Origin of the sequence: Promicromonospora sp. Marseille-Q5078, from assembly GCF_050315395.1 — a bacterium.
In the GTDB taxonomy this organism is placed as follows: domain Bacteria; phylum Actinomycetota; class Actinomycetes; order Actinomycetales; family Cellulomonadaceae; genus Isoptericola.
This window is the reverse complement of record NZ_JBNPQG010000001.1, coordinates 4,417,757-4,444,562: the sequence shown is the minus strand read 5'-3', so window position 1 is coordinate 4,444,562 and position 26,806 is coordinate 4,417,757. Positions and strand designations below refer to the sequence as shown.

Sequence of the window (26,806 nt, the reverse complement as noted above, 5' to 3'; positions counted from 1 at the left end):
CGGGATTCAACGACTCTCATCCTCGGGACCGATCCTGCGGGGACCGTCGGGGTCGCCGCAGGGAAGCCTCAGGATCGCCTCAAGATCGTGACGACCGTCGGCTCGCATCCGTCGACACTCACCACGCGGGCTGCGCGCCGCGCGGCACGGCTCCCGGCCCTACTCTGACCGCATGCCTGACCGTATGGCCGACCGCATACCCGAGCGCACGGCCGAGCGCACGCCCGAGACCGCCGACGACCGCCCCGTGATCCTGCTCGCCGCGCACGAGCACGCGCCCCAGGTGGAGCTGGAGTTCCGCGCACGGTACGACCGCGACTACCGGATCGAGCTGGTGGGCTCCGCCGACGCGGCGCTGGACCGGCTGCGGGGGTTGGTGGCGTCGCACGTGCAGATCGCCATGGTCGCCGCCGAGAACCGGCTGCCCGACGGCGGCGCGATCGAGCTGCTGCACCAGGTCCCCGCCGTCGTGTCGACCGCGCGGCGGGTGGCCCTGCTGCCCATGGAGGAGTACGCGGAGTCCCTCGACGCGATGCGCGCCGCCGCGCTGCGCCGCGACATGGACACGTTCGTCGGCATCCCGCGCGGCGTGCGCGACGAGGAGTTCCACATCGCCCTCGTCGAGCTGCTCTCCGAGTGGGGCTGGTCGGTGGCACGGCCCACCGTGACGTCCACCGAGATCGTCGCGCCGCGCGGGGACCGCACGGCGGCCGCGATCCGCGACCTCGTGGAGCGCCTCGGCATCCCCAACCGGGTCCTCGACCCGGACGACGACGAGGGGCGGGCGATCGTCGAGGCCGCCGGCCCCGGCGCGGAGCTCCCGGTGGTGCGGGCGATGAACGGCCGCGTCCTCGCGGGGGCCACGCCCGCCGCGTTCGCCGAGGCGATGTACGGGGGCTTCGACTCCATCCCGGAGGGCTCGGTGGCCGACGTCGTCGTCGTGGGCGCGGGGCCGGCGGGCCTCGCCGCCGCCGTGTACGCGGCGTCGGAGGGGCTGTCGACGACGGTGCTGGAGCGGGACGCCATCGGCGGCCAGGCCGGGTCGAGCTCGATGATCCGCAACTACCTCGGCTTCCCCCGCGGGATCTCCGGGATGCGGCTGGCGCAGCGCTCGCGCGTGCAGGCCGGGCGGTTCGGCGCCCGCTTCTACACCGGCCGGCCGGCGATGCGGATCGAGCGCAGCCCGGCGGGCGAGCCGGAGCACCACCACGTGCACGTCGACGGGGTGCAGCTGTGCGCCCGCACCGTCGTCCTCGCGACCGGTGTCTCGTACCGGCGGCTCGGCGTGCCCGGCATCGACGACCTCGTCGGCGCGGGCGTGCACTACGGCGCGGCGAGCTCGATGGCGCGCGAGATGCAGGACCGGGACGTCGTCGTGGTCGGCGGCGGCAACTCCGCGGGCCAGGCGGCCGTGCACCTCGCGAAGTTCGCCGGCTCCGTGACGATCCTGGTGCGGCGCGCCGGGCTCGCCGAGACGATGTCGGACTACCTGGTGCGGGAGATCGAGGCGACGCCGACCATCGCCGTGCGGTCCCGCACGGGGGTCGCCGACGGCGGGGGAGACGGCCGCCTGCAGTGGCTGGTCACGGAGGACCTGGACACCGGCGAGCGGTCCAAGACGCACGCCGACGGGCTGTTCTGCCTGCTCGGGGCCGAGCCCGACTGCGGCTGGCTGCCCGACGGCCTCGCCCTCGACGACCACGGCTTCGTGCTCACCGGCCGCGACGTGCCGCAGGAGTCCTGGGTGGACGGCCGCCCGCCCGCGAGCCTCGAGACCACGCTGCGCGGCGTGTTCGCCGTCGGCGACGTGCGCGCCGGGTCGATGAAGCGCGTCGCGTCCGCCAGCGGCGAGGGCGCGTCGGTGCTCCCGCTCGTCCACGCGCACCTCGCGTACCTGCGGGAGCAGGAGTTCGGCGCCCCGGCCTGACCGGCCGGTCGGTCGGCCAGACGGTCCCTCAGGCCGTCGCCGTCGTGATCGGCGGCGGCGTGCGCCGGTCACGCACGAGGACGACCACGATGCTCGCCGCGGCGAGGACGTACACCACGACGATGAGGAAGTAGCCCGCCGAGGCCGCCGCGCCGTCGGTGTGGTGCACCCCCGACAGGAACGTCGAGAAGTCCCACGCGGCGTGCAGGGCCATGCCCGCCACCAGTGCGCCGAACCCGCGCCGCGCGACGTAGAACCCGAACCCGCTCAGCGCCGCGAACACCACCTGCAGGACCGCGCCCGGCTCGCCCAGCAGCAGGTTGGTGAGGTGGAAGAGGCCGAACCACACGGTGGTCAGCACGGCGGCGGACGCCTCCGACCGCAGGGCGCCCCGGAGCGCCCGCAGGATGATGCCGCGGAACAGCGTGTCCTCGGTGAACCCGACCAGGAGCGCGGCCAGCAGGACCACGAGCAGGTGCCCGGCGTCGAAGGCCCCCCAGTCGACCGAGGCGAGGGTGAGCGCCACGACGAGCACCATGACGACCGGCAGCGCCCAGAGGACCCCCATGCGCAGGCGGGTCGCGTCGCGGAAGACCCCGCTCGCCGCCCAGCCGGTCCGCCACAGGACGACGCCGAGCAGGACCGCGCCGGCCGCGAGCGGCAGCACCGCCCCGAGCAGCGTGCTGCGCGTCGTGTCGAAGAGGTGGTCGTAGTCGATCCCGGACAGCCGCATGAGCCCGACGACCACGACGGCGTAGGCGACGAAGACTGCCGTCGCCGCCCGGACCGACGGCGCGGGGGCCGTCGTGCGCACCGCCGGGAGGGCCGCGCTCATGCCGTCGTCTCCGGCATCGTGTCTCCTGTCCCCGGTCCGGGCGCCCGGTCCGGACGCCCGCGAGCAATCTAGGCGCAGGTCGCGCCGCGCGCCTGGCGGACGCACAGCCCTCCGGTGGCCTGCCGAGCGCCTCCGGTGGCCTGCCGAGCGCGGGCGGGGGATCGCGGGTGGAATGGCCGTATGGCATCTGCGCAGGACGTCGCCTCCGACCTCGCACCGTGGTCCCTGCCTCCCGAGGCGGTGCTCGCCGCGCTCGACGCCGATGCCGGCGGGCTGGCGTCGTCCGACGCCGCGGCCCGGCTCGCGGAGGTGGGCCCCAACCGGCTGCCGCCGCCCGAGAAGGACCCGCTGTGGAAGCGGATCCTGGTGCACTTCGACGACGTCCTCATCTACATCCTGCTCGTCTCCGCGGTGCTCAAGGCGATCCTCGGGGACTGGGTGGACTTCACCGTCATCCTGCTGGTCGCGGTGGTCAACGCGGCGATCGGCTTCGTCCAGGAGGGTCGCGCGGAGAGCGCGTTGGACGGCATCCGCAGAATGCTGTCGGTGCACGCGGAGGCGCGCCGCGACGGCGCGTGGGCCAAGGTCGACGCGGACGACGTCGTGCCCGGCGACGTCGTGCGGGTGCGCTCCGGCGACCGCGTGCCCGCCGACGTGCGCCTGCTGCAGGCGACCAACCTGCGGGTCGAGGAGTCCGCGCTCACGGGCGAGTCGGTCGCGGCGGGCAAGTCGGCCGACGCGGTGCCCGTCGACGCGGGGGTCGGCGACCGCACCAGCATGCTGTTCTCCGGCACGCTCGTGGCCGCGGGCCAGGGGGTCGGGGTGGTCACCGCCACCGCGGAGCGCACGGAGATCGGGCGCATCCAGACGATGATCTCGGAGGTCGCGAGCCTGGAGACCCCGCTGACCAAGCAGCTCGACCGGTTCGGCAAGCTGCTCGCGGTGCTCATCCTCGGCATGGCCGTGGTGATGGTCGTCATCGGGCGGGTGGTGCACGACTTCTCCGTGCCGGAGCTGGTCTCCGCGTCCATCGGGTTCGCCGTCGCCGCCGTCCCCGAAGGCCTGCCCGCCCTGGTGACGATCACGCTCGCGCTCGGCGTGCAGCAGATGGCGCGCCGCCGCGCGATCACGCGCAAGCTCCCCGCCGTGGAGACGCTCGGCTCCGTCACGACGATCTGCTCGGACAAGACGGGCACGCTCACCAAGAACGAGATGACCGCGCGGCTGGTGCGTACCGCCGGCCGGTCGTTCGACGTCGCGGGCGCCGGCTATGCGCCCGTCGGCGAGCTCACGCTCGCGGGCGAGGGGTCGCGGCACGCCGACCTCGCCGAGGACCGCGACCTCGCCGCCGTCGTCGCCGCGATGATGCTGTGCAACGACGCGCGCGTGGTGCCGGGGGAGCCCGGCGGGCAGGGCGAGGACTGGCGGCTGGTCGGCGAGCCGACGGAGGGCGCGCTGCGCAGCCTCGGCATGAAGGCCGGCTTCGACACCGCGGGCTGGTCGCGGCAGGACCTGGTGCCGTTCGAGTCCGAGACCAAGTACATGGCCACCCTGGACCGGGACGCGGACGGAAGGGTGGTCGTGCACGTCAAGGGCGCACCGGACCGCGTGCTGGACCGCTGCACCACGCAGACGGCGCCGGACGGCACCGCGCAGCCGCTGGACCGCGCGTCCTGGGAGGCGCGGATCGACGAGATCGGCGGCCGGGGCCTGCGGGTGCTGGCCGCGGCGAGGACCCGCGCGTCGGCGGGAACCAGCGCGCTGGACGCGTCGGACGTCGACGACGGCCTCGAGCTGTGCGGCCTGGTCGGCATCGTCGACCCGCCGCGCCCCGAGGCGATCGACGCCATCGCCCAGTGCCGCGACGCGGGCATCGCCGTCACGATGATCACCGGCGACCACGCCGGCACCGCCGTGGCGATCGGCCGCGAGATGGGCATCGTCCACGACGAGGTCGGTCCCGGCGGCGCGGGCGAGGGCCCCGCCGTCCTCACCGGCGCGGAGCTGGAGGCGATGAGCACCGAGCAGCTGCGCGCCGTCGTGCAGGACGTGCACGTGTACGCCCGCACCAGCCCGGAGCACAAGATCCGCATCGTGTCGGCGCTGCAGTCGCACGGCGAGGTGGTCGCGATGACGGGCGACGGCGTCAACGACGCCCCCGCCCTCACGCAGGCCGACGTCGGCGTCGCGATGGGCATCAAGGGGACCGAGGCCACGAAGGACGCGGCCGAGGTGGTGCTCGCCGACGACAACTTCGCCACCATCGAGCGGGCCGTGGAGGAGGGGCGGCGGATCTACGACAACATCCGCAAGTCCGTGCTCTTCCTGCTGCCCACCAACGGCGCCCAGTCCCTGGTGATCCTCGTGGCCGTCCTGTTCGGCCTCACGCTGCCGCTCGCGCCGGTGCAGGTGCTGTGGATCAACATGATCACCGCCGTGACGCTCTCCCTCGGGCTGGCCTACGAGAAGGCCGAGCCCGGCATCATGTCGCGCCCGCCGCGCGACCCGAAGGCGTCGATCCTCGATGCCGCGTTCGTGCGCCGCATCCTCGTCGTGTCGCTGCTCATCGGCGGCGCCACGATGCTCGTCTTTTCCGCCGAGCGGGCGCAGGGCGCGCCCCTCGCCGAGGCGCAGACCACGGCGGTGACGATGCTGGCGCTCGGCCAGCTCGCCTACCTCTTCAACTGCCGCTTCCTGGACCGGTCGAGCCTCACGGTGGACGTGCTGCGCGGCAACCGGGTCGTCTGGATCTCTGCCGCCGCGCTCGTCGCCCTGCAGTGCGTGTTCATCTACGCGCCGTTCATGCACCCCTGGTTCGACTCCGCCCCGATCGGGTGGGAGGAGTGGGGCACGACGTTCGGCTTCGCCGTCGTCGTGTTCCTCCTGGTGGAGGGGGTCAAGGCCGTGGGGCGGGCCCGCGCGGCGCGGAGCCGCTGACGGCGAGACGTGGCCCGTCGGCGAAGGTGAGCTCGACGAGACGGCTGTCGAGCCAGTCCTCGAGCAGCACCGGCTGGGCCAGGTGCCCCGGGTTGGCGGGCTGGTTGAGGTCCGCGACGATCGCGGCGAGCACGCGCCGCCGCTCCCCGGGGTCGGTGACGGGCCGGGCGGTCGCGGCGAGGTCCGCCCGGACGCGGTGCTTGAGGTGCAGGGTCAGGTGCGGGTCGGCGACGAGGTTGACGTACCAGCTCGGCGACGGCACCGTGCCGCTGCACAGGTAGGTGCGGCCCGCGACGCGGTAGAAGAAGATCTCGATGCGTCGCGGCAGCCCGGTACGGCGGCCGGTGGTCGTGACGTCGACGGTCCGGGCGGCGGTGGAGGCGTCGGGCGTCAGCTCGATCGCGCGCCGCACGGCCTCGTCGCCCGCCGCGCCCGTCATGCCCGTCATGCCCGTCATGCCCGTCATGCCCGTCACGCTGCGGCCTCGGCCGGCAGCGCCGGCCCGAGCAGCAGCCCGCCGTCGAGGACGACGTCGGAGCCCGTCGCGAACGCGGCCTCGGGTGAGGCGAGGAAGAGGACCAGGCGCGAGACCTCGTCCGGCCGGGCGAGGCGGGGGACCGCGAAGGGCTCGGGAGAGTAGGCGTCGGAGATCGGTGCCGACCCGGGGGCGTTCGGCTCGGTGACGAGCGGCGTCTCGACCACGCCCGGGTGCACGGCGTTGACGCGGATGCCGTCGCGACCCAGCTCGAGCGCGGCCGTGCGGGTGAGCCCGCGCACGGCCCACTTGCTGGCGACGTACGCCCCGAAGGCCGCGGTGCCGCCGTAGGCCATCGTCGAGCCGATGTTGACGATCGACCCGCCGCCGGCGCGCCGCATCGACGGGGCGACGGCGCGGACGCCCAGGAACTGGCCGGTGACGTTGATGTCGAGCGCGCGCTGCCACGTGGCCGGGTCGAGCTGCTCGAGGGTCGCGGCGGGCTGTTGGACCCCGGCGTTGTTCACCAGCACGGTCACCGGGCCGAACCGCGCCTCGGCCGCCGCGACGGCGGTGGCCCACTGCTGCTCGTCGCGCACGTCGAGCAGCACGGCGACGGCGCGCTCGCCGAGGGAGTCCGCGATCTCGGCGCCCCGGCGGTCGTCGACGTCGGCCACGACGACGTTCGCCCCCTCGGCGTGGAAGGCGGCCACGTGGCTGCGGCCCATGCCGCCGCCGGCGCCGGTGATCAGCACGGTCTGGTCCTCGAATCGTCGTCCCACCGGAGTCCCTCTCGCATCGTCTAGTGGTGAGCCGAGCGACTCACCACTAGCACGGTAGGCAGGGCAGAGAGGTGAGTCAAGTGACTCACCTCGTGACCCACGGCATGATGGAGGGATGGCGACAGGAACGGGCGAGTACCACCGGCGGGTGGCCGAGCAGAAGCGCGCGGCGATCGTCGAGGCCGCGACGACGCTCTTCGTCGCCCAGGGATACGCCGGGACGTCGCTGGCCCGGGTCGCGGAGGAGGCGGGCGTGTCGCGCGCGACCCTGTTCAAGCAGTTCCCCACCAAGGGGAGCCTGTTCGAGGCGATCGTCACCGAGAACTGGGGCCTCGAGGACGACGGCGGCACCGACCCCGGCCCCGGCGACCTCGCGGCGGGCCTGCGCGAGTACGGGAGGCGGTACGCGGTCCTGATGTCGCGGCCGCAGATGGTCGGGCTGCACCGCATCGTCATCGCGGAGATGCCCCGCTTCCCGGACGTCGCGGAGGCCCAGTTCAGCCTGGGGAAGATGCCGTTCTTCGACGCCGTCGACCGCTACCTCCGGGCGGAGCACGACAACGGCACGGCGCAGGTCGACGACCCGGTGACGGCGACCACGCAGTTCCTCGGCATGATCGCCAACTTCGTGTTCTGGCCGAGGCTGCTCGTCGTCGACTGGGAGCCGACCGCCGCCGAGGTCGACCGTGCCGTCGCCGAGGCCGTCACCACGGCCGTCGCGCGCTACGGCCGGCGGTGACGGACCCCCGGGGAATAGAGGTGGCCCAGGTCACGGTTCTGAACGCCATGACCGCCCCCGCGCTCGACCTCGTCCCCCTCACCGCCGCCCGCTCGGTCAAGCTCGTCGTCGACGGCGCGGCGGCGCTCCCGACGTGGGTCGTGGAGGTGGGCGGCGACCTGTTCGTCCGGTCCGCCCCGGGGGCCAGCTGGCCCGCCGGCCTCGCCGCCGGCCGGGGCCGCGTGCGCGTGGACGGTGCGGTCGGCGCCGTCGAGCAGGCGGTCGTCCTCGGCGAGGTCGAGCCGGAGCTGCACGGCCTGCTCGACGACGCCTACCGCGCCAAGTACGGCGCCTGCGCGCCCGAGCGGGTGGCGGAGGTGGTGTCCGACGCCGCCGCGGCGACGACGTTCCGGCTGCGCTCGCGGCGGGCGTCGTGGGCCGAGCGGGTGGCGTCGGTGGTCGCCGCGGCGCGCGGCCGCCGCCGCGTCGTCGAGGGAGCGGGCGCCCCGTGCTGAACCGCCGTCTACCGTAGACCCGCAGGGTCACGGGACGGCGAGAGGATCAGGGCGTGGGGCGAGGCAACGGGCGACCGTCGATGGCACAGGTCGCCGCCCGCGCGGGCGTCTCGCTCGGCACCGTGTCGCACGTGCTCAACCACCCCGACCGGGTCACCGAGGCCACGCGGGCCCGGGTACGGGACGCGATGTCCGAGCTCGGGTTCCAGCGCAGCTCGGTGGCGCGCTCCCTCGCGGGCGGGTCGAGCGACTCGATCGGACTGGTGCTCACCGACCTCGGCAACTCCCTGTTCGTGGACCTCGCCCGCGGCGCGACCCGCGAGGCCGAGGAGTCCGGGATGCACGTGCTGCTGGCCGACGGCGACAACCACGTGGGGCGCGAGCTCACCCATCTGGCCGTGTTCGACGACCTGCGCGTGGCGGGCACGATGATCACCCTCAGCGACGAGGAGCACATGGCGGCGCTGCTCGGCGCCCGGTCCTCCGAGCGACCCCTGGTGCTGCTCAACTTCTCCGCGCCGTCGGCCTGGTACTGCAGCGTCGCGGTGGACCACCGGCGCGGCGGGTACCTCGCCACGCAGCACCTGCTCGAGCGGGGCCGCACGCGCCTGGCGTTCGTGGGCGGGCCCGGCGCGCTGCGCCCCGTGACGCAGCGCCGGGACGGCTTCCGGCTGGCGCTCGACGAGGCCGGCCTCGCACCGGTCCGCGAGCTCGCGCCGCCCGAGGGGATCAACCGCGCCGACGGCGCGTGGGCTGCGCGGGAGCTGCTCGACGACGTCCGGGCGGGCCGGGTGGACGGGATCTTCGCGGCGTCCGACCTCATGGCCGCCGGGATCCTCGAGGTGCTGCTGCGGTCCGGCGTCGCCGTCCCCGACGACGTCGCGCTCGTCGGCTACGACGACAACCTCGCCGCCCGCGACGTGCCGGTGCCGCTCACCACCGTCGCCCAGCCCGGCGCGGAGATGGGCCGCCGGGGGGCGCGCCTGGTCATCGACGAGGCGCGCTCCCCGGGCACCCACCGCCACGAGGCGGTGGTGCTTCAGCCCACGCTCGTGGTGCGCGCGTCGACCTCGGGCGACGCCGGGGCCTGAGCCGGCGCCCGCACCTCGTGCTCCCCGTGCCCGACGACGGCGGGCTCGAGCCCGGGCACGTCGACCTCGGCCGTCGCGCCCACCGGGACGGTGAACCGCACCACCAGCTCGCCGTCCGCCAGCGACCACGCGACGGCCGCCGTGCCGTACGGCGTGACGTGCCGGGCCTCGGCGTGCGTGAGCCCGCCGCCCGGACGCGGGGCGACGCGCAGGCGCCGGTAGCCCGGCTCCGCGGGCGCGAGGCCGGCGACCACGCGGTGCATCCAGTCCGCGACGGAGCCCAGTGCGTAGTGGTTGAACGACGTCATGTCGCCGGGGTTGACCGTGCCGTCCGTGAGCATGCTGTCCCAGCGCTCCCAGATGGTGGTGGCCCCCAGGTCGACCGTCGCGAGCCAGGACGGCGACGCGTGGCTGAGCAGCAGCGCGTACGCCGCGTCGAGCTGGCCCGTGCTGCTCAGCGCGTCCGTGACCAGCGGCGTCCCGGCGAACCCGGTGCCGACCGTGCACCCGCCGCCGTGCACCAGCGCGGCGAGGCGCTCGCCCGCGCGGCGGCGGGCGTCGTCGTCGGGCAGCAGGTCGAAGACGATCGACAGCGCGTGCGCGGTCTGGGTGTCGTGCGTCGGGGCTCCCGTCCCCACGTACCGCCGCTGGTACGCGGTGCGCACCTCGTCGGCCAGCCGGCCGTACCGGGCGGCGTCGTCGTCGCGACCGAGGGTGCGGGCGACGTCCGCGACCGACCGCGCCGACCGCGCGAGGTACGCCGTGGCCACGAGGTGCGGGTCGGTCTGCGCCTGCAGGGGGTCGTCGGGCGGCGCGGTCGGGTCGAGCCAGTCGCCGAGCTGCGTCCCGGTGTCCCACAGCCGGTCCGGTCCGGCGAGCCCAGCCACCTTGTCCACCCAGGCGGTGGCGCTCGCGTACTGCCGGGCTAGCAGGTCGCGGTCCGCCGAGTCGCGGTGCAGCACCTCGGGCACCAGCGTCGCCGCGTCGCCCCAGCCGGCGATGTCCTGCGTGGGCCGCCAGAACGCGCCGCCGGGGATCCACGGCACGTAGACCGGCACGGTGCCGCCGAACCGCTCCTGCTCCGACGCGAGCGACCGCAGCCAGTCCGCCAGCATGCCGTGCACGTCGTAGAGGAACGCGGCCGTCGGGGCGAACGCCTGGATGTCCCCGGTCCAGCCGAGGCGCTCGTCGCGCTGCGGGCAGTCCGTGGGGATGTCCACGAAGTTGGAGCGCAGGCTCCACACCACGTTCTCGTGCAGGCGGTCGAGCGCCGGGTCGCTGCTGGCGAACCAGCCGGTGCGGGCCATGTCGGTGTGCAGCACGCGGGAGACGACGGCGCGGCCGATCTCGGCGGCCGTGGGCTCGCCGGGCCAGCCCGAGACGTGCGCGTACCGGAAGCCGTGCACGGTGAACCGCGGCTCCCAGGTGACGGCCTCGCCGTCGAGGACGAGCTCGTCCGTCGCCGCCGCGTCGCGCAGCGTGCGCGTGTAGAGCGTGCCGTCCTGCAGCACCTCGGCGTGGCGCACCCGCACCACCGTGCCCGCGGGCGCGGCCGGCACCGCGAGGCGCAGGCGGCCGGAGTGGTTCTGGCCCAGGTCGAGCAGCCAGCCGTCCTCCCCGTCCGGGCCCGGCGCGCGCGTCACGCCGACGGGGGTCAGCTCGCCCGTGCAGCGCACCGGCGGGCCGTCGGGCGCGGCCAGCACGGACCGGTCCAGCGGGTGCACGACGACGGGCGACCAGGCCGCGTCGTCGAACCCGGGCTCCGACCAGCCGGCCGGGGCCAGGCGCGCGTCGTACGTCTCGCCGTCGTACAGCGACGCGCGCGTGAGCGGGCCGGGCGCGCTGCGCCACGACCCATCGCTGCCCACCACGACCGTGCCCGCGTCGGTGACCACCTCGAGCTGCGCGAGCACGCCCACGTGCGTCCCGTACAGGTCGCGGTGCCCGCCCTCGAAGCCGTAGCGCCCCCGGAACCAGCCGTCGGCGAGCCAGGCGCCCAGGGCGTTGTCGCCGGGGCGGACGAGGGCGGTGACGTCGTAGGTGTGCACGCGCAGCCGGTCGTCGTAGGGCGTCCAGCCGGGCACGAGCTCGTCGTCGCCCACGCGCCGGCCGTTGAGCTCCGCCTGCACGAGGCCGTGCGCGGTCAGGTGCAGGCGCGCGGACCGCACCTCGGCGCCCGGCACCGCGAAGCCGGTGCGCAGCAGCGGGGCGCGCCGCGTCTCGGCCGGCCCCTCGTCGTAGCCCGGCCCGACCAGCTCGGCCGTCCAGTCCCCGGCCGCGAGCCCGCGCTCCACGACCGCGGGCGCGCTCCAGTCGCCCCAGCCGTCGTCGTCCTCGGCGCCGCCGTCCCGGGTGCGCACGCGCACCTCGGCCCGGGCACGGGTGGGCAGCGGCGCGCCGGGCCAGGGGACGAGCACCTGGTCGGGCGACGCGACCACCGCGGCGGCGTCGTCGAGCACCGTGCCGTCGGGGGCCGTGGTGCGCCACGCGACCTCGTAGGCCGCCTGGCGGTAGGCCGGGCGCGCGTGGTCCAGGTGCCACGACAGGCGGGGCCGGTCCTCGCCGACGCCCAGGGCGGGCCGGGGGTGGTGCTCGACCCGCAGGACGGGCGCGGGGGTGGTCATCGGGCTCCTTCGGGGGCGGGGGTCGGGACGGCGGCCGGCTCGTCGTCGGCGACGCGGGGGTACCGGGAGATCCAGAGCCAGCCGATCAGGCCGCCCGCGGCGATGCACGCCGCCACGAAGACGAACAGCACGTCCGGGCTGGTGGCGAGCAGCGTGGGCGTCCACAGGGCGACGACGGCGGCGACCACGCGGGTGAACGCGATCATCACGCCCTGCGCGGTGCTGCGGTAGGTGGTGGGGATGAGCTCCTGCGCCCAGACCTTGAACATCGGCTCGCCCGCGACGGCCCCGGCGATCGAGCCGACGACGCCCATCGTCACGAGGGTCCAGACCTCGACGCCGAACGCGACGGGGACCAGGTAGCCGAGCGTGTAGAACACGGCCATGACGCCGAACCAGCGCATCCGGTTCCGTCCGTCGACGATCCGCATCAGCAGGTAGGTGGCGCCGAAGGCGATCGCGAAGGTGACGAAGCCGATCGTGGAGGCGAACCGCACGGTCGAGCCCGCGAGCTCCGTGTACATGAGCGTGGAGAACTGGCCGCCGGTGTTGGCGCCCACGTTGACCAGGGCGTAGAAGAGCGCGACGGCCACCATCGGCATGAGGTACGGGCCGCGCAGGAGCTTGGCGAGGGTGCCCCTGTCGACCGACCCGGACGTCGCCGCGGCGGGCTCGGCGTGCGCCGCCTTCCAGCGCGAGGACTCGGGCATCCCGGCCCGCAGGACCAGGACGACGAGGGCGAGCACCAGGAGCTGGCCGTACATGATCCGGCCGCCGGTCATCCCCATGTTCCCGACCGCGATGCCGAACAGCTGCGCGGCGATGATGCCCACGAGCCACAGGATGTGGGAGAAGGAGACGAGCTTGCCGCGGTGCTCGGGCGGCGCCTCTTCGGCGATCATCGCCAGGGACGCGGGCAGGTCGGCCCCGACCGCGAGCCCGAGCAGCACGATGCCGACGTAGAGCGCTCCCGTGCCGGGGGCGGCCACGAGGACGGCCGCCCCGACGGCGTACACCGCCATCGTGGCGAGGAAGACCCGCTTGCGGCCGAAGAGGTCGGCGAGACGGCCGCCGACGAGCGCGCCGACCGCGATCATGAACGTCAGGAGCGCCGAGTACTGCCCGAACTGGGCGTCGGTGATGCCCAGCGGCTCCTTGTACAGGACCAGGGCGGTGCCGGTCGTGATGATCGCACCCGCGTCGAGGTAGGACGCCATACCGGCGACCGTCGTGCGGTACCAGGTCCTGCCCGGGATGCGCCCGGGTGCTGCTGCTGAGGTCGACATCGAACCCCTCGTCTTCCGTGATCGGCGGTGATCGTTGCGCCCGCCGTCGGTCGGTCCCGCGGTTGAAGCGCTTCAAGATGAGTCGTTCCAGAGAATGCCCCGGCCGCGGTGGCCGTGTCAAACGTCGTGGCTCGGCCACGGTCGCCTCGGCGCGCGGACCTGCCCTGACGGTGCAAAGATCGGCGCGAGCGAAGACCGCCCCGCATCGGTGACGACCAGCCCGCCGCGAACTCGGGAGGACATCGAGGATGGCGCAGGAGCACACCACGACGTCCACGAGCACCACCACCAAGGTCTCGCTGCTGACGCTGACGTCGATGGTCGTCGGGTCGATGGTCGGCGCCGGCGTGTTCTCGCTGCCGCGGCGGTTCGCCCAGGAGACGGGCGTCATGGGCGCCCTCATCGCATGGGTCGTGGCCGGCGCCGGCATGCTGATGCTCGCGTTCGTCTTCCAGCGGCTCGCGATCCGCAAGCCCGACCTCGACGCCGGCGTCTACGCGTACGCCAAGGCGGGGTTCGGCGAGTACACGGCCTTCTTCTCCGCCGCCGGCTACTGGGCCAGCGCGTGCGTCGGCAACGTCACCTACTGGGTGCTCATCATGTCGACGCTGGGCGAGTGGGTCCCGGCGCTCGGCGCCGGCGACACGGTGCTCGCCCTCGCGCTCTCCACCGTCGGACTGTGGATGTTCTTCCTGCTGGTGCGGCGCGGGATCAAGGAGGCGACGGCGATCAACCGGATCGTCACCGTCGCCAAGGTGATCCCGATCATCGTCTTCGTGCTGCTCGCGCTGTTCGTCTTCGACCCGGCGGTCTTCGCGGAGAACTGGGGCGGCGCCGACTACGCAGGCTCGCTGTTCGACCAGGTGCGCGGCACGATGCTGGTGACGGTCTTCGTGTTCCTCGGCGTCGAGGGCGCGAGCGTCTACTCGCGGCACGCGAAGCGCCGCGAGGACGTCGGACGGGCCACGATCCTGGGTTTCGTGAGCGTCTTCGCCATCTTCGCCTCGGTGACGATCGTGTCCTACGGCATCATGCCGATGGCGGAGATCGCCGAGCTGCGCCAGCCGTCGATGGCGGGGGTGCTCGAGGCGGCGGTCGGGGAGTGGGGCAGCGTCTTCGTCGGCGTCGGCCTCATCGTCTCGGTGCTCGGCGCGTATCTGGCCTGGACGCTCATGGCGGCCGAGGTGCTGTTCGTCGCCGCCAAGGACCGCGACATGCCGCGCTTCCTGACCAGGCAGTCGGACCGCGACGTGCCCGTCAACGCGCTGCTGCTGAGCACGTCGCTGTCGCAGGTGGTGCTGATCCTCACGTACTTCTCCGAGGACGCGTTCGACTTCGCGCTCGACATGACCGCCGTCATGACGCTCATCCCGTTCCTGCTCGCCGCGCTCTACGCGGTCAAGCTGCGCGCCACCCGCGAGACGTACTCCGGCGCGCCGTCGTCGACCCTGCGCGGGGACCTGGTGATCACCGTCCTGGCGACCGCCTATACGGCGTTCCTGGTGTTCGCGGCCGGCCTGAGCCTCGTGCTGGTCTCGTTCATCTTCTACGCCCCCGCGACGGTCCTGTTCCTCATGACGCGCCGCGAGCAGGGGCGCACAGTGTTCGCCCCGGCCGAGCTGGCCCTGTTCGTGGCGGTGGTGGCTGTCGCGGTGGTGGCCGTGGTCGGGCTCGCCGCGGGGTGGATCTCGATCTAGCCCGGCCCTGGCTCGTCCCTGTTCGTCACCGCCGTCCCCGTCCGTCTGCGAAAGGTGCTTCACGATGACTGCTCCGTCCGCCCCCGCCCACGGCGTCCACTCGGAGGTAGGCCGGCTGCGCAAGGTGCTGGTGTGCTCGCCCGGGCTCGCGCACGAGCGGCTCACCCCCACCAACTCGGACGACCTGCTCTTCGACGACGTCATGTGGGTGGAGTCCGCCCAGCGCGACCACCTGGACTTCGTGAACAAGCTGACGAACCGGGGCGTGCAGGTCGTGGAGCTGCACGACCTGCTGGCGCAGACGATGGCGATCCCCGAGGCACGCGACTGGCTGCTGGACCGCAAGGTGGTGCCGAACCAGGTGGGACTCGGCCTCGTCGACGGCACGCGGGCGTACCTCGAGTCGCTCACGGAGCGTGAGCTGTCGCGCTTCCTGATCGGCGGGCTCTCGACCCACGACCTGCCCGGCGACTACCGCTCCGACTACGTGAACCTGGCCCGCGAGTCGACCGGCACGCCGGAGTACCTGCTGCCCCCGCTGCCCAACACGCTCTACACGCGCGACACCACGTGCTGGATCTACGGCGGCCTCTCCCTCAACCCGCTGTACTGGCCGGCGCGCAAGGACGAGACGCTGCTGATGAAGGCGATCTACTCCTTCCACCCGGAGTACTTGGGCTCCACCGTCTGGTGGGGCGACCCGGAGCAGGACTGGGCGCAGGCCACGATCGAGGGCGGCGACGTCATGCCGGTCGGCCACGGGACGGTGCTGGTGGGGATGAGCGAGCGGACGTCGCGGCAGGGCATCACGCAGTTCGCCCGGGCCCTGTTCGACGGCGGCGAGGTCGAGCAGGTCGTCGTCGCCGGGATGCCGCGCCTACGGGCGGCGATGCACCTGGACACCGTGTTCACGTTCGCCGACCGGGACCTCGTGACGGTGCACCCGACGATCGTCGACGGCATCCACGCGTTCACGCTGCGCCCGTCGGACAAGGCACCGGGCGTCGAGGTGACGGACGAGGGTGACACCCCGTTCGTGGACGTCGTGGCCCGGTCCCTCGGCCTGCCCCGCCTGCGCGTGGTCGAGACCGCCGGCGACGTGTACGCCTCCGAGCGGCAGCAGTGGGACTCCGGCAACAACGCCGTCGCGCTCGAGCCCGGCGTCGTCTTCACCTACGACCGCAACACCCTGACCAACGCCGCGCTGCGGCGCGCCGGCGTCGAGGTCATCACCATCGTCGGCGCCGAGCTCGGCCGCGGGCGGGGCGGCGGGCACTGCATGACCTGCCCGATCTCGCGCGACCCGGCCGACTGAGGGCGCGCGCCACCGCAGGCCCGTCACGGCGGTTCCGGCGGGACGAGCTCGCGTCCGGTGAGGTCGACGGGGTCTGCCACCGGGTCGCGCGAGACTCGGCCGGTCGGCGACGTCCAGACCAGCGTGCCGTCGGCGTCCTGCCTGGCCAGCCACTGCGTCTGGTGCTTCAGCACGTGGTGCCGGCGGCAGAGGTGGGCCAGGTTGGCGGCCGTGGTGGCCCCGCCGTCCGCCCACGCGACGGTGTGGTCGACGTCGGCGCGGGCGGCCGGGCGGGTGCAGCCCGGGAACCGGCAGGAGCCGTCGCGGGCCTGCAGGTAGGCGCGCAGCGCCGCCGGGACCGCGTATGTGCCGGGGTCGGTGGCGAGGACCTCGCCGGAGCACGGGTCCACCAGCAGCCGGCGCAGCGACGGCGCCGCGCCGGCCAGGAACACCGCGACCTCGGGGTCGATCGGCCCGTGCCCCACCAGCTCGGCCGGCGCGTCGGACCGGTCGAGCAGCGCCAGCACCGGCACGGTGACCTGCACGCGGGGCACGATCCGGCGGGCGTGGTCGGCGAGGTCCGGCACGAGCCCCGAGTCGATGCCGGTCGACGTGCCCGCGTCGTCGGGCCCGGCGAGCAGCAGCGCGCCGCAGGCGTCCGCGCGGAGCTGCGCCACGGTGCGGCGGTCGCCCCCCTCCCGGGCGGTCCGCGCCGCCGTCGTGAGGCGGTCGAGGGCCGCGTGCGCGGTCGTGGCGGGCAGGAGCGCGCTCAGCCACGCCATGCCGTCGGCGGCAGGGTCGACGAACACGCCGCGCCGCTCGACCGCCCGCCGGTGCCGCAGCGAGAAGGGCTCGGGGTGTGCGCGGTCGCGAGCGCGCCGGAGGTACGTGCGGAACTGTGGCAGGGTCGCCGTCGCGGCGCGGGGGAGCGCCTCGGCCTGCGCCGCGGCCCGAGCCTGGGCGTCGGGGATGTCGGCCAGGGTGTCGGCCATCGCGGTCGCGTGGGCGGCGCCGATCCGGCCGCGGCACAGCGCCTCGAGGGTGGCGGTACCGCTGCTCGTCAGCGTCTGCGCGGTGTCGAGGAGGTGTGCGGCCCGGTGCTCGGGGACGCGGAGCGATGTCGCCAGGTCGGCCACGAGCGCGCGCTTCGCCAGCTCGTGGCGCCGGCTCGTCCCCGCGCGCAGCACCTGGAGCTCCTCGCCGGCCAGCAGGTCGGGCTCGCACCGCACCGCCGCGCGCCGTGCCCGCTCGACGGCCAGCAGCTTCTCGCCCTCGAGGGCGTCGATCCGTGCCTGGATCCGCACCACGTCGTCGAGCGCGGCCGAGACGTCGTGCACCGTCGTGGGACCCGCCGACGAGAGCTCGGCGTCCCACGGCGTCGTGACGACGGGCAGGTCGCCGTCGTCCACCACGGTGCCGGTCTCGAACATGTGTTCGAGCCTAGCGACCGAGAAGGCCTCGCACCAGGGCCGATGCCACCCCTGTGGACGAGGCGGGCCGGGTGCTCCGCCTCGTGAGGACGGTGAGGGTCACGAGGTCGAGGCGGCCACGGGCGGCTCCGTCGTGAACAGCCCGCGGACCCTGCACGGCTTCGACACCCATGGTTTCCCCAACCTGTTCCACCTCGGGCCGATGCAGAACGCCAACGCGGTGAACTTCGTGCACATCCTCACCGAGCAGGCCGAGCACATCGCCGCCGTGATCGCGCAGGCGGCCAAGGCCGGCGCCCGGTACGTCGAGCCGACCCGCGAGGCCGAGCAGGCCTGGTGCGACACGATCGTGGACGTCGCCGTGGACAACTCCGCGTTCCTCGCCGAGTGCAGACCCGGCTACTACAACGGCGAGGGCACCCGCCGCGCGGCCCCCACGTCGTACAGCCCTGGCCCGGTCGCGTTCCACCGGCTGCTCGCCGAGTGGCGCGCCGGCGGCGGTATGGACGAGGTCCTCGTGACCTCGTGACGGCGGGAGGTCACCGGCGTGCAGCCGCTACCGTGCCGCCATGACGATCGCGCTGCTCGGCGACCACGGCGACCACACCAGCCACCGGGAGCTCGACGCCCTGGTGCCGCGACTCGCGGACGAGCTGGGCGTCGAGGCCGTGTGGGTGCCGACGGACGCTCCGTTCGACCTCGCCGCGTACGACGGCGTGTGGCTCGTCCCCGGCTCGCCGTACGCCGACGAGGGCGCCGTGCTCCGCGCGATCACCGCGGCCCGGGAGGGCGGGACCCCTTTCCTCGGCACGTGCGCCGGGATGCAGTATGCGGTCGTCGAGCTGGTGCGGAACGTCCTGGGTGACCCCGCGAGCCACGCCGAGTCCGACGGCGACCGGGAGGACAACGCCGTCGCTGCGCTCGCCTGCTCGCTGTACGGCGAGGAGCGGGTCGTGACGCCGGTGCCGGGCACGCGATTCGCGTCGTGGGTGGGCGAGCCGTTCGTCGGCATGCACTACTGCCGGTACGCGCCGACGGCGGCGGCCGTCGCCGCCCTGGAGGGGGCGGGGGTCGTCGTCGGCGCCGTCGCACCGGACGCGGGCGCGGAGGTGCTGGAGCTCACGGGCCACCCGTTCTTCGTGCTGAGCCTCTTCCAGCCGCACGTCGGGGCGTCGGCCGGGCGCCGGATCCACCCGCTGGTGCGGGCGTTCGTCGCCGCGCTCTGACGGGCCTCAGCGCCCGGCGCGGACGCCGGCGAAGTACCGGGACACGCCGACCGCGGCGAGCAGGCCGCCGGCGACCGTCGCGGCGGTGTCGAGGTTGGGCCCGAAGCGGAACCGGCCGACGCCGAGCAGCAGGCTCGCGCCCGCCACGGCGTTGATCCCGGACCACACGACGTTCTCGCCCGGCGTCGACGGGCCGACCCCGGGCGGGTCCGCGAACGGGCTGGGGAACTCCTGGCCGGACAGCCCGTGCACGCCGTGCGGGACGGCGTTGACGAGCAGGGCGGCCCCCGCGACGTGGGCGAGGACGTGCAGGGCGGGCGTGCGCCCGGGGCTCGCGGTCATGGCCGCACGCTATCGGCGCGCGGTGTCAGGGGCGGAACGCGCTCGCCACGACCTCCTTGGCCGGGCCCGTCCGGTCGAGGAAGCCGACGTCGCCGGCGAGCAGCTCCCGCGCGGCGGCGACGAGCCCCGACAGGGCGTTCCACGCGAACGTGCCGCCCACGGAGATCCGCGCGACGCCCGCCCCGGCCAGCTCCGCCGGGGTGGGCCCGCCGCCGAGCAGCAGCACGTTGACCGGGAGGTCGACCTCGCGGCAGACGGTCGCGACGTCTCTGAGGTCGCGCAGGCCGGGCGCGTACAGGACGTCGGCGCCGGCCTCCTGGTAAGCCTGGAGCCGCGCGATCGTGTCCGCGAGGTCGTCCCGGCCGTGCAGGTGGTTCTCGCAGCGGGCGGTGAGGACGAGGTCGCCCGCCGCCTCGGCCGCGGCGGCGACGCGCTCCACGGCGAGGGCGCGCTCGTAGATCGGGTCGTCGGCGCGCCCGGTGTGGTCCTCGATCGAGCACCCGGCCAGGCCGGTGCCGCGCGCGGCGGCGACGGTCCCGGCGACGTCGGCGGGGGCGTCGGCGAAGCCGTTCTCCAGGTCGGCGCTCACGGGCACGTCGACGGCGGCGACGAGGTCCGCGGCGTTGCCGAGCGCCTCGTCGCGGGAGACCACGCCGTCCGGCCGCCCGAGCGTGGCCGCGAACCCGCTGCTCGTCGTCGCGATCGCTTCGAAACCGAGCGTGGCGAGGATGCGCGCGGAGCCGGCGTCCCAGGCGTTCGGCATGAGCAGCGGGTCGCCCGGGCGGTGCAGGGCGAGGAAGTCGGCGGGCATGCCTCGACGGTATCGGCGCCCAACGACGCGCCCCGGCCACCGCGCCCGCGGCGTCGAGGATCGCTAGGCTCGGGCCTTGTGACCTGCCCACCAGCCCTGCGCGCCGGGGCGTCGGCATGAGCCGCGAGCGCTTCCCGCGCTGGGTCTACGAGCGCGGCACCGAGCCCGACCCGCGGTTCTCCCTCGCCAACGAGCGGACGATCCTCGCGTGGATCCGTACGGCCCTCGGCCTCATCGCGGGCGGCACGGCGCTCGAGGCGCTCGACCTGCCGATGGAGCCCCGCCTGCGGCTGGCTTCGGCGATCGTGCTGCTCGTCGCGGGCGCCGTCGTCCCCGTGGTGGCTGCGATCGAGTGGGCACGCACCGAGCGGGCCATGCGGGAGCACGGCCCGCTGCCGGGCGCTCTCACCGGGTTCTTCCTGGTGGTGACGGTCAGCGTCGTGGGCGTCCTGGTGCTGCTGGCTCTGCTGCTGGACCAGGGCTGACGGTCGGCGCGGCATGACGGACCAGCCGACCCCGCCGCTCGTCGGGCCCGAGCGGGACCGCGGGCTCCAGGCTGAGCGCACGGCGCTGGCATGGCGGCGCACCCTGCTGTCGTTCACCGCCGCGTGCGGGGTGGCCTGGCAGGTGCTCCCGACCGTCGACGGGCCGTCGACGCTGGCGTTCGCCGCCGCGGTCGCGCTCGTCCTCACCCCGCCGCTGTGGTGGTTCGCCAAGCGGCACGCCCGGCACACCCACCATCACCTGTCCCGCGACGAGCCTCGGCTGCGGCACGGGCGGCGGATCGCCACCATCTGCGGAGGCACCTGCCTGCTCGGGGTGGCGGGCCTGGCGCTGGTCATCGTCTTCTGATCTCAACCGGCGGGGATCACTCAAGGACCGGGAGGAAGAACAGTCCTGCGATCCTCCCGCTCGGCGCCCACGCGGTGCGGCACGTCAGGGCGCCCGCCTCGAACCTCAGGCGCACCTCCACCACGACGTTCGAGTCCACCACCAGGGATGTCTCCTCGCCGAAGTCCTCGAACGCGCCGACGGACCGGACCAGGTCCTCCCACACCTGCTCGAGCCGTTCCGCGGGCAGCGCCGTCGCCAGGGGATCGTCGAAGTCGTCGCGGGCGGCGTCGAACCTGCCCTGATCCAGGTGACTCACGAGCAGGTGCACGCGCTCCGGCGCCGAGGCCATCAGTGCGGTGGTCATGTCCACTCCCTTTGTCGTCTTCTTCTTGGTGCCGTATCGCCGGAAGGCGGCCTGCCTGCTCAGGCCGAGGCCTGCCCCGATGCCGGCCCAGGTCTCACCCTGGGCGCGCGCGAGGTCCACCTCGGACTGGACGGACAGGGTGACCAGCTCGCGAAGGTGTTCCAGGGCGACGACCCGGCCCACCGAGCCCGCGGCGCTCGCGCGCACCGCTGCCACCTCTCGCTCGAGCTCGTCTGCCATGGCCACGTGTAAACGATATGTTTACATCAGGTGATCGGTCAACGGGCAGACCGCTACCGCCGTCTGGTTCACTGACGCCCGTGTTCGTCGTCGTCGGCCTGTTCAGGCTCTGTGTCGCGCTGTTCGCGATCGTCGGTACCCGCGACATCTGGCGGGACGGGAACGTCGACGGGCTGGTCTACTTCACCAACCTCACGGGGTTCCTCGTGGTCGCGGTGTTCACCTGGGCCGGGGGCGCGTCGCTGCTCCGGCGGCGGCAGCCGCCCGCGTGGGCCAAGGGCGTGGTGACGCTCGCCGCGTCCATCACGGGACTGGTCGCGTGGCTCGTGCTCGCGCCGGAGGCGGCCGACGCCCCGACGGTCTTCCTCGGGTTGACCGACGGGCAGATCGAGCACCGGGCGGTGCCCCTCGCCGTCGTCGCCGACTTCCTGCTGTTCGATGCGCACCGCCGGATGCGGCTGCGCGACGCCGGGCTGTGGATGCTGTTCCCGGTGCTGTACTTCGGGTTCGTGCTGCTGCGCGGCTGGCTCAGCCCCGGCAGCGAGTACCCGTACGGGTTCGTCGACCTCGACGCACTGGGCTGGGGCGGGCTCGGGCTCAACCTGGTGGTCTACGGCGGCGCGTTCTACGTGCTCGGGCTCGTCATCGTCGGCCTGGACCGGGCGCTGCCAACCCTCTTCACGCCGAACAGGCGGTTGGTCGCGGAATGAGCGCATCCGGGCGCCGATACCGCGACCAACCGCCTGTTCGGCGTCCTGGGTGGGGGGTCAGGGGGTGACGATGGCGAAGTCCGGGTCGCCCGGGTCGAGGACGGCGACGAGGCGACCGAGGACCCCGGCGTCGCCCGACACCTCGAGCCCGGCGGCGGCGAGGGCGTCCGGCGAGCCGGCGGCGAGCGCGGGCAGCGCCTTCCTCGTGCCGGTGATCGTCGCGTCGGCGTCGCCCTGCTGGGGCGCCGCGCTGTAGGTGAGGACGCCGTGGGCGAGCCGCAGGCGGTACCGGGTGTCGACATCCGTGAGCACGACGTCGATCGTCAGCGTCTCGTCCCACGCCCGCGGGCCGTCGACCTGGATGGCGATGGCGTCGAACAGCATCTCGGGGGAGAGGTTGGCGTAGATGTCGGGCGCGTTGGTCTCCGTCGGGGTGCCGAAGGAGCCGTCGCGCAGCTCGGTGGCGCCCGAGAGGTACACGCTGCGCCAGGTGCCGTTCTCCGACCCGTACCCGAGCTGCTCGTAGGTGTCGGCGAGCAGCTCGCGCGCGCTGGCGTGGTCCGGCTCGGCGAAGACGGCGTGGTTCGCCGCCTCGGCGGCCCAGCGGAAGTCGCCGGCCTCGAAGGCCTCGCGCGCGTTCGCGACCAGGGCGTCCACACCCCCGGCGAGCTTCGCGTAGCGCTTGGCCCGCTCGACGGGGGTGTGCTCCCACAGGTGCGCCGGGTTGCCGTCGTACCAGCCCATGTAGCGCTGGTAGATCGCCTTGACGTTGTGGCTCACCGAGCCGTAGTAGCCGCGGGCGTGCCACGCGTTCTCCAGCGCCGGCGGGAGCGTGATCTCCTCGGCGATCTCGGTGCCGACCAGCCCCTTGTTGAGCAGCCGCAGCGTCTGGTCGTGCAGGTAGGCGTAGAGGTCGCGCTGCAGCGACAGGTACTCGACGGCGCGCTCGCGGCCCCAGGTGGGCCAGTGGTGCGAGGCGAACACGACGTCGAGGTCGGCGCCGAAGAGGTCGACCGTCTCGGTGAGGTACTGCGACCACGCGTGCGGGTCGCGGACGACGGCGCCGCGCAGCGTCAGCAGGTTGTGCAGGGTGTGGGTGGCGTCCTCGGCGGCGCACAGCGCGTGGTGGTCGGGGAAGTAGATGAGCATCTCCGTCGGGGCTTCCGTCCCCGGCGCCATCTGGAAGACCATCCGCACGCCGTCGACCGTCTCCTCCTGGCCCGTCGTGGTGATGTCCACGGTGGGGGAGATCAGGGTGACGGTGCTGCCGGTCGAGGTGGTCTGGCCGAGGCCGGCGCCGACCTGGCCCTGCGGGCCACGGGCCAGCGCGGCGCCGTACATGTAGCCGGCGCGCCGGCCCATCGCGGTGCCGGCGTACACGTTCTCCGACACGGCGTGCTCGGTGAACCCCTCGGGGGCGAGGACCTGGACGCGCCCGGCGTCGACGTCCTCCTGGCTGGTGACGCCCTTGACGCCGCCGAAATGGTCCACGTGCGAGTGCGTGTAGATGACGCCGGTGACGGGGCGGTCGCCGCGGTGCTCGCGGTACAGCGCGAGAGCGGCGGCCGCGGTCTCCTGGCCGATCAGCGGGTCGAGGACGATGACGCCCGTGGTGCCCTCGATGAAGGTGACGTTGGAAAGGTCGAAGCCGCGCACCTGGTAGATGCCCTCGACCACCTCGAACAGGCCCTGCTCCGCGACGAGCTTCGACTGCCGCCACAGGCTCGGGTTCACGGTGTCCGGCGCGTCGCCGTCGAGGAACGCGTACGTGTCGTTGTCCCAGTACACCGTCCCGTCGGGTCCGGTGATGGCGTTCGGGGTGCGCTTCCCGAGCAGGCCGCGCGTCGCGTCCTCGAAGTCCTGGGTGTCGGAGAATGGCAGGCTGTTCAGCAGGGCCTGCTGCTGGCTGACGACGGTAGGGGAAGCGGGCTTGGGCGTCGTAGGCATGGCGCCACGATGGCACTGCTCGCACGACGGCGCTCGGTGAGCGTTCAGCCCTCGGCGGACGCCGCGGGCGCCCGCTTGCCCAGCTCCGCGGCGGTGAGCAGCAGCACGGCGGTGAGCAGCAGCGACGCGACCATCACGGTGACGAGCACCTCGGGCGTGTCGACGAAGCTGGTCCCGGCGATGAGCAGCGCCGCCGACAGGTTGCGCTGCGCCGTGCCGAGCGACGTCACCGACCGCTGGGCGCGGCCGGAGCCGCCGAGCAGCCAGCCGACGACCAGCAGGACGACGGTGAACAGCAGTGTGGCGACCAGCACGCCCGTGCCGACCTGGTCCCAGATGGCGGGCAGGCCCACGATCACCGCGGCGCCGATGCCGAGCGCGAGCGCCGTCGTCGAGACACGGTTGAGGATCGGGGCGAGCGTCGCGGACCCGGGGTAGCGGGCCCGGACGACGAGCGCGACCGCCAGCGGCAGCAGCATGAGCAGCAGGAGCGGGCGTGCGATGTCCCAGGCGCTCACGGTGACGCCGTCGACGAGCAGCGGCAGCACCAGCGGGACGTAGCCGACCGTGACCACCATGAGCAGCACCATGAGGCCCACCGAGTACGGCACCTCGCCGTGCGCCAGCTGGGCCAGCTTGGGCAGGAACGGCGCGCCCGCGGCGACGCCCAGCAGCAGCAGCCCGAGGGACTGGGAGTCGCTCAGGCCGAACAGCGCCGAGATGCCCCACGCCGCCGCGGGGGCGACGACGAAGCTGTGCACGAGGCCGAGCAGCACCAGCTTCACGTCCTTCAGCGGCGTGAGGATCTGCTGCACGGTGAGCGACAGGCCGAGGCCGACCATCGACGTCAGCACGAAGGTGAGGATCGCGACCTGCGCGATGCCGGTGAGGACGTCGGTCACGGGGACTCCTGATCGGTGGGTATGTCGGTGGACGGGTCGGCGGGGGAGCGCGGCCGGGCGGTGCGACGGGCCTCGGCGAGGTCGTAGGCCTCGCGCAGGGAGCCGAGCACGCCGCCGGAGTCGCCCAGGACGGAGGCCTGCAGGCGCCTGCTGACCCCGCCGGCCTCGAAGCGTCGGCGCAGGTCGTCGGGCACACCGCAGACGACGACCTCGACGCCGTGGTCGTGCCAGCGGTCGAGCAGGCGGTCGAGGGACTTGAGGAAGGTGGTGGAGGGGATGCCCGCCGAGCCGCGCAACGAGATCACCAGGGCGGCGTCGTGCGTGCCGGCCGTGTGCGGCCACTCCTCCTCGAGCCGGTTCACCTCGGCGAAGAACCCGGAGCCCACGTAGTGCAGCACCGTGGTGCGCCCGCTGGGCAGGTCGGCGGGGGCGTCCTCGACCCGGAAGTCGCCGTCGTCGGTGGGCACGAGGCTGATCAGGCGCCCGCGCTTCGCCGCCTGCACCGCGAACAGCACGATCGACAGGGCGGCGCCGAGGAAGATCGCCTGCTGCAGCGGCAGCTGCGTGGTGGCGGCGAAGGTCACGACCAGGGCGGCCGCCGACAGCCAGGACGTGCGGAACACCAGGGCGATGTCGGCCCACCGGCCCACGATCAGCTCGCCGCCGATGACGAGCAGCAGGCCGCCGATGACCGCCATCGGGATCTCGCCGGCCAGCGGGCCGAGGACGAGGACGAGGACGATCAGCCACACGCCCGCGAAGATGCCCGCCCACCGGGTCTGCGCCCCGCCGCTGGTCGCGACGCCCGTGCGGGACAGCGACCCGCCGACGGGCAGCGCGCCGAAGAAGCCGCCCGCCACGTTGGCGAGGCCCTGCGCGGTGAAGTCCTTCGAGACGTTCGTCCGCGAGCCGTCCGGGTTGGGGACGGCGGCGCCGATCCCCGCGGCCTGCGCGAGGGCGACGAGGGCGATCGCGAACGAGCCCGTGGCCAGCGCGGGGAGCGCGCCGAGGTCGGGCAGCGTGAACGGGGGCAGCGAGCGCGGGATGGCCGCGATGTCGGAGACCCGCTCGACGTCGGTGCCCAGGATCGCGACGACGACGGTCACGACGACGAGTGCCATCAGCGTGGCCGTCTTGCGCAGCCGGGGCACGAGGTGCAGCACCGCCCAGACGACGACGGTCGCGGCCGCGACCAGCACGGTCGCGAGGTCCCAGTCGCCCACGTGCACCAGGGCCTCGACGAGCTTGCCCACCGTGTTGTGGGACTCGGGCACGTACCCGGTGGCGTCCTTCACGACGCCGGCCACGATCTGCACCGCGATCCCCGCGGTGAACCCGGTCATCACCGCTGTCGAGACGAACGACATGACCGAGCCGAGCTTGAGGACCCCGAGCAGGGCCATCCACAGCCCGACCATGACCGTCATCGTCGCGACGGCGCCCAGGTCGCCGGGGTCGAGGCCGGCGTCCGACAGCACGCTGTGCGCCGTGAACGCGATCGCGCTGGTCAGCGTGGTCACCATGAGCACGGTGCGGGAGAAGATCGACCCGATCACCGTCGGCACGGCCCCCGACCACAGGCCCAACGGCGCCGCGAAGCCGCCGACCGTCGCGTAGGCCATGCCTTCGGGGATGGAGAACAGCCCCGTGACGAAGCCGGAGACGACGTCGCGCGGGGAGGGCTTCGACATGCGCACCCCAGCACAGTGCCGCACCGGGTGCGGGGCCGCGACCTGGGGCGACGTGTCCTCCGGTCCCTCTCGCCGCGCCGAAGCCCGTGATCTCTGCCACTCTCGGAACCGGTGCCCAGGGCGGCGAC

Annotated in this window: 24 protein-coding genes; 12 read left to right on the top strand and 12 right to left on the bottom strand. The window is 73.9% G+C overall.

Features of this window, described 5'->3' with window-relative positions:
- The first annotated feature begins 172 nt into the window (after positions 1-172).
- Positions 173-1,927, top strand: coding sequence for an NAD(P)/FAD-dependent oxidoreductase (locus tag ACQFYA_RS20340; protein ID WP_499127236.1), 1,755 nt, complete (start codon positions 173-175; stop codon positions 1,925-1,927).
- A gap of 28 nt (positions 1,928-1,955) precedes the next feature.
- Here the strand turns inward: ACQFYA_RS20340 and ACQFYA_RS20335 are convergent, their stop codons facing one another.
- Complete coding sequence (locus ACQFYA_RS20335) at positions 1,956-2,762, bottom strand: CPBP family intramembrane glutamic endopeptidase (RefSeq protein WP_499127233.1); 807 nt, start codon at positions 2,760-2,762, stop codon at positions 1,956-1,958.
- Between the two features lie 180 nt (positions 2,763-2,942).
- Between ACQFYA_RS20335 and ACQFYA_RS20330 the strand changes: the two genes are divergently transcribed.
- Positions 2,943-5,699: an HAD-IC family P-type ATPase gene (locus tag ACQFYA_RS20330; protein WP_499127230.1), complete on the top strand. Its 2,757-nt coding sequence runs from the start codon at positions 2,943-2,945 to the stop codon at positions 5,697-5,699.
- Here the strand turns inward: ACQFYA_RS20330 and ACQFYA_RS20325 are convergent.
- Positions 5,659-6,165: a nitroreductase/quinone reductase family protein gene (locus ACQFYA_RS20325; protein ID WP_499127228.1), complete on the bottom strand. Its 507-nt coding sequence runs from the start codon at positions 6,163-6,165 to the stop codon at positions 5,659-5,661. The two genes, ACQFYA_RS20330 and ACQFYA_RS20325, sit on opposite strands and share 41 nt — an antisense overlap.
- Positions 6,166-6,170: 5 nt before the next feature.
- Entirely contained in the window at positions 6,171-6,956 is a 786-nt protein-coding gene (locus ACQFYA_RS20320; protein WP_499127226.1) for an SDR family NAD(P)-dependent oxidoreductase, read from the bottom strand.
- A gap of 115 nt (positions 6,957-7,071) precedes the next feature.
- Here ACQFYA_RS20320 and ACQFYA_RS20315 point away from each other — a divergent pair, with 115 nt between their 5' ends.
- The 3 genes from ACQFYA_RS20315 to ACQFYA_RS20305 all read left to right on the top strand — a co-directional run bounded on the left by ACQFYA_RS20315 (position 7,072) and on the right by ACQFYA_RS20305 (position 9,280).
- Positions 7,072-7,695 carry a TetR/AcrR family transcriptional regulator gene (locus tag ACQFYA_RS20315; RefSeq protein WP_499127224.1) on the top strand — a complete coding sequence of 208 codons (624 nt, stop codon included), beginning with the start codon at positions 7,072-7,074 and terminating at the stop codon, positions 7,693-7,695.
- 47 nt (positions 7,696-7,742) lie between these two features.
- Positions 7,743-8,189: a DUF2255 family protein gene (locus tag ACQFYA_RS20310; RefSeq protein ID WP_499127222.1), complete on the top strand. Its 447-nt coding sequence runs from the start codon at positions 7,743-7,745 to the stop codon at positions 8,187-8,189.
- Positions 8,190-8,269: 80 nt separating this feature from the next.
- Entirely contained in the window at positions 8,270-9,280 is a 1,011-nt protein-coding gene (locus ACQFYA_RS20305) for a LacI family DNA-binding transcriptional regulator (protein WP_499127220.1), read from the top strand.
- On the opposite strand, the gene ACQFYA_RS20300 is transcribed toward ACQFYA_RS20305, so the two are convergent.
- Both ACQFYA_RS20300 and ACQFYA_RS20295 read right to left on the bottom strand, forming a co-directional pair.
- Positions 9,229-11,904, bottom strand: coding sequence for a glycoside hydrolase family 78 protein (locus tag ACQFYA_RS20300; protein WP_499127218.1), 2,676 nt, complete (start codon positions 11,902-11,904; stop codon positions 9,229-9,231). The genes ACQFYA_RS20305 and ACQFYA_RS20300 overlap by 52 nt on opposite strands.
- The gene (locus tag ACQFYA_RS20295; RefSeq protein WP_499127216.1) at positions 11,901-13,190 is read right to left on the bottom strand and encodes an MFS transporter; all 1,290 of its coding nucleotides are present in this window, start codon (positions 13,188-13,190) and stop codon (positions 11,901-11,903) included. The genes ACQFYA_RS20300 and ACQFYA_RS20295 overlap by 4 nt, the downstream gene beginning before the upstream one ends.
- A gap of 248 nt (positions 13,191-13,438) precedes the next feature.
- Here ACQFYA_RS20295 and ACQFYA_RS20290 point away from each other — a divergent pair, with 248 nt between their 5' ends.
- Together ACQFYA_RS20290 and ACQFYA_RS20285 are read left to right on the top strand one after the other, a co-directional pair.
- Complete coding sequence (locus ACQFYA_RS20290; RefSeq protein WP_499127214.1) at positions 13,439-14,887, top strand: basic amino acid/polyamine antiporter; 1,449 nt, start codon at positions 13,439-13,441, stop codon at positions 14,885-14,887.
- Between the two features lie 64 nt (positions 14,888-14,951).
- Positions 14,952-16,202: an arginine deiminase gene (locus ACQFYA_RS20285; RefSeq protein ID WP_499127212.1), complete on the top strand. Its 1,251-nt coding sequence runs from the start codon at positions 14,952-14,954 to the stop codon at positions 16,200-16,202.
- A gap of 23 nt (positions 16,203-16,225) precedes the next feature.
- Here ACQFYA_RS20285 and ACQFYA_RS20280 read toward each other — a convergent pair whose 3' ends face one another.
- Positions 16,226-17,611, bottom strand: a complete 1,386-nt coding sequence (locus ACQFYA_RS20280; RefSeq protein WP_499127210.1) for an HNH endonuclease signature motif containing protein — start codon at positions 17,609-17,611, stop codon at positions 16,226-16,228.
- Between the two features lie 133 nt (positions 17,612-17,744).
- Between ACQFYA_RS20280 and ACQFYA_RS20275 the strand changes: the two genes are divergently transcribed.
- Together ACQFYA_RS20275 and ACQFYA_RS20270 are read left to right on the top strand one after the other, a co-directional pair.
- Positions 17,745-18,140: a hypothetical protein gene (locus ACQFYA_RS20275; RefSeq protein ID WP_499127208.1), complete on the top strand. Its 396-nt coding sequence runs from the start codon at positions 17,745-17,747 to the stop codon at positions 18,138-18,140.
- A 40-nt stretch (positions 18,141-18,180) separates the two neighbouring features.
- The gene (locus ACQFYA_RS20270) at positions 18,181-18,837 is read left to right on the top strand and encodes a glutamine amidotransferase-related protein (RefSeq protein WP_499127206.1); all 657 of its coding nucleotides are present in this window, start codon (positions 18,181-18,183) and stop codon (positions 18,835-18,837) included.
- A gap of 6 nt (positions 18,838-18,843) precedes the next feature.
- On the opposite strand, the gene ACQFYA_RS20265 is transcribed toward ACQFYA_RS20270, so the two are convergent.
- Complete coding sequence (locus ACQFYA_RS20265) at positions 18,844-19,179, bottom strand: hypothetical protein (RefSeq protein ID WP_499127204.1); 336 nt, start codon at positions 19,177-19,179, stop codon at positions 18,844-18,846.
- A gap of 25 nt (positions 19,180-19,204) precedes the next feature.
- Entirely contained in the window at positions 19,205-19,990 is a 786-nt protein-coding gene (locus ACQFYA_RS20260) for an isocitrate lyase/PEP mutase family protein (RefSeq protein ID WP_499127202.1), read from the bottom strand.
- 116 nt (positions 19,991-20,106) lie between these two features.
- Here ACQFYA_RS20260 and ACQFYA_RS20255 point away from each other — a divergent pair, with 116 nt between their 5' ends.
- Positions 20,107-20,475 (top strand): YidH family protein, encoded by a 369-nt coding sequence (locus ACQFYA_RS20255; protein ID WP_499127200.1) that lies wholly within the window; start codon positions 20,107-20,109, stop codon positions 20,473-20,475.
- A 13-nt stretch (positions 20,476-20,488) separates the two neighbouring features.
- On the top strand, positions 20,489-20,842 hold the full coding sequence (locus ACQFYA_RS20250; RefSeq protein ID WP_499127198.1) for a DUF202 domain-containing protein: 354 nt from the start codon (positions 20,489-20,491) through the stop codon (positions 20,840-20,842).
- 16 nt (positions 20,843-20,858) lie between these two features.
- Here the strand turns inward: ACQFYA_RS20250 and ACQFYA_RS20245 are convergent, their stop codons facing one another.
- The gene (locus tag ACQFYA_RS20245; protein ID WP_499127634.1) at positions 20,859-21,428 is read right to left on the bottom strand and encodes a DUF3887 domain-containing protein; all 570 of its coding nucleotides are present in this window, start codon (positions 21,426-21,428) and stop codon (positions 20,859-20,861) included.
- An 80-nt stretch (positions 21,429-21,508) separates the two neighbouring features.
- Here ACQFYA_RS20245 and ACQFYA_RS20240 point away from each other — a divergent pair, with 80 nt between their 5' ends.
- Positions 21,509-22,138 (top strand): Pr6Pr family membrane protein, encoded by a 630-nt coding sequence (locus ACQFYA_RS20240; RefSeq protein ID WP_499127196.1) that lies wholly within the window; start codon positions 21,509-21,511, stop codon positions 22,136-22,138.
- Positions 22,139-22,195: 57 nt separating this feature from the next.
- Here the strand turns inward: ACQFYA_RS20240 and ACQFYA_RS20235 are convergent, their stop codons facing one another.
- From ACQFYA_RS20235 to ACQFYA_RS20225, 3 genes are read right to left on the bottom strand one after another with little or no spacing between them, the layout of a single operon-like run.
- Entirely contained in the window at positions 22,196-24,085 is a 1,890-nt protein-coding gene (locus tag ACQFYA_RS20235) for an alkyl/aryl-sulfatase (RefSeq protein WP_499127194.1), read from the bottom strand.
- A gap of 44 nt (positions 24,086-24,129) precedes the next feature.
- Positions 24,130-24,987: a hypothetical protein gene (locus ACQFYA_RS20230; RefSeq protein ID WP_499127192.1), complete on the bottom strand. Its 858-nt coding sequence runs from the start codon at positions 24,985-24,987 to the stop codon at positions 24,130-24,132.
- Positions 24,984-26,678, bottom strand: coding sequence for a SulP family inorganic anion transporter (locus ACQFYA_RS20225; protein WP_499127191.1), 1,695 nt, complete (start codon positions 26,676-26,678; stop codon positions 24,984-24,986). The genes ACQFYA_RS20230 and ACQFYA_RS20225 overlap by 4 nt, the downstream gene beginning before the upstream one ends.
- Between the last annotated feature and the right edge of the window lie 128 nt (positions 26,679-26,806).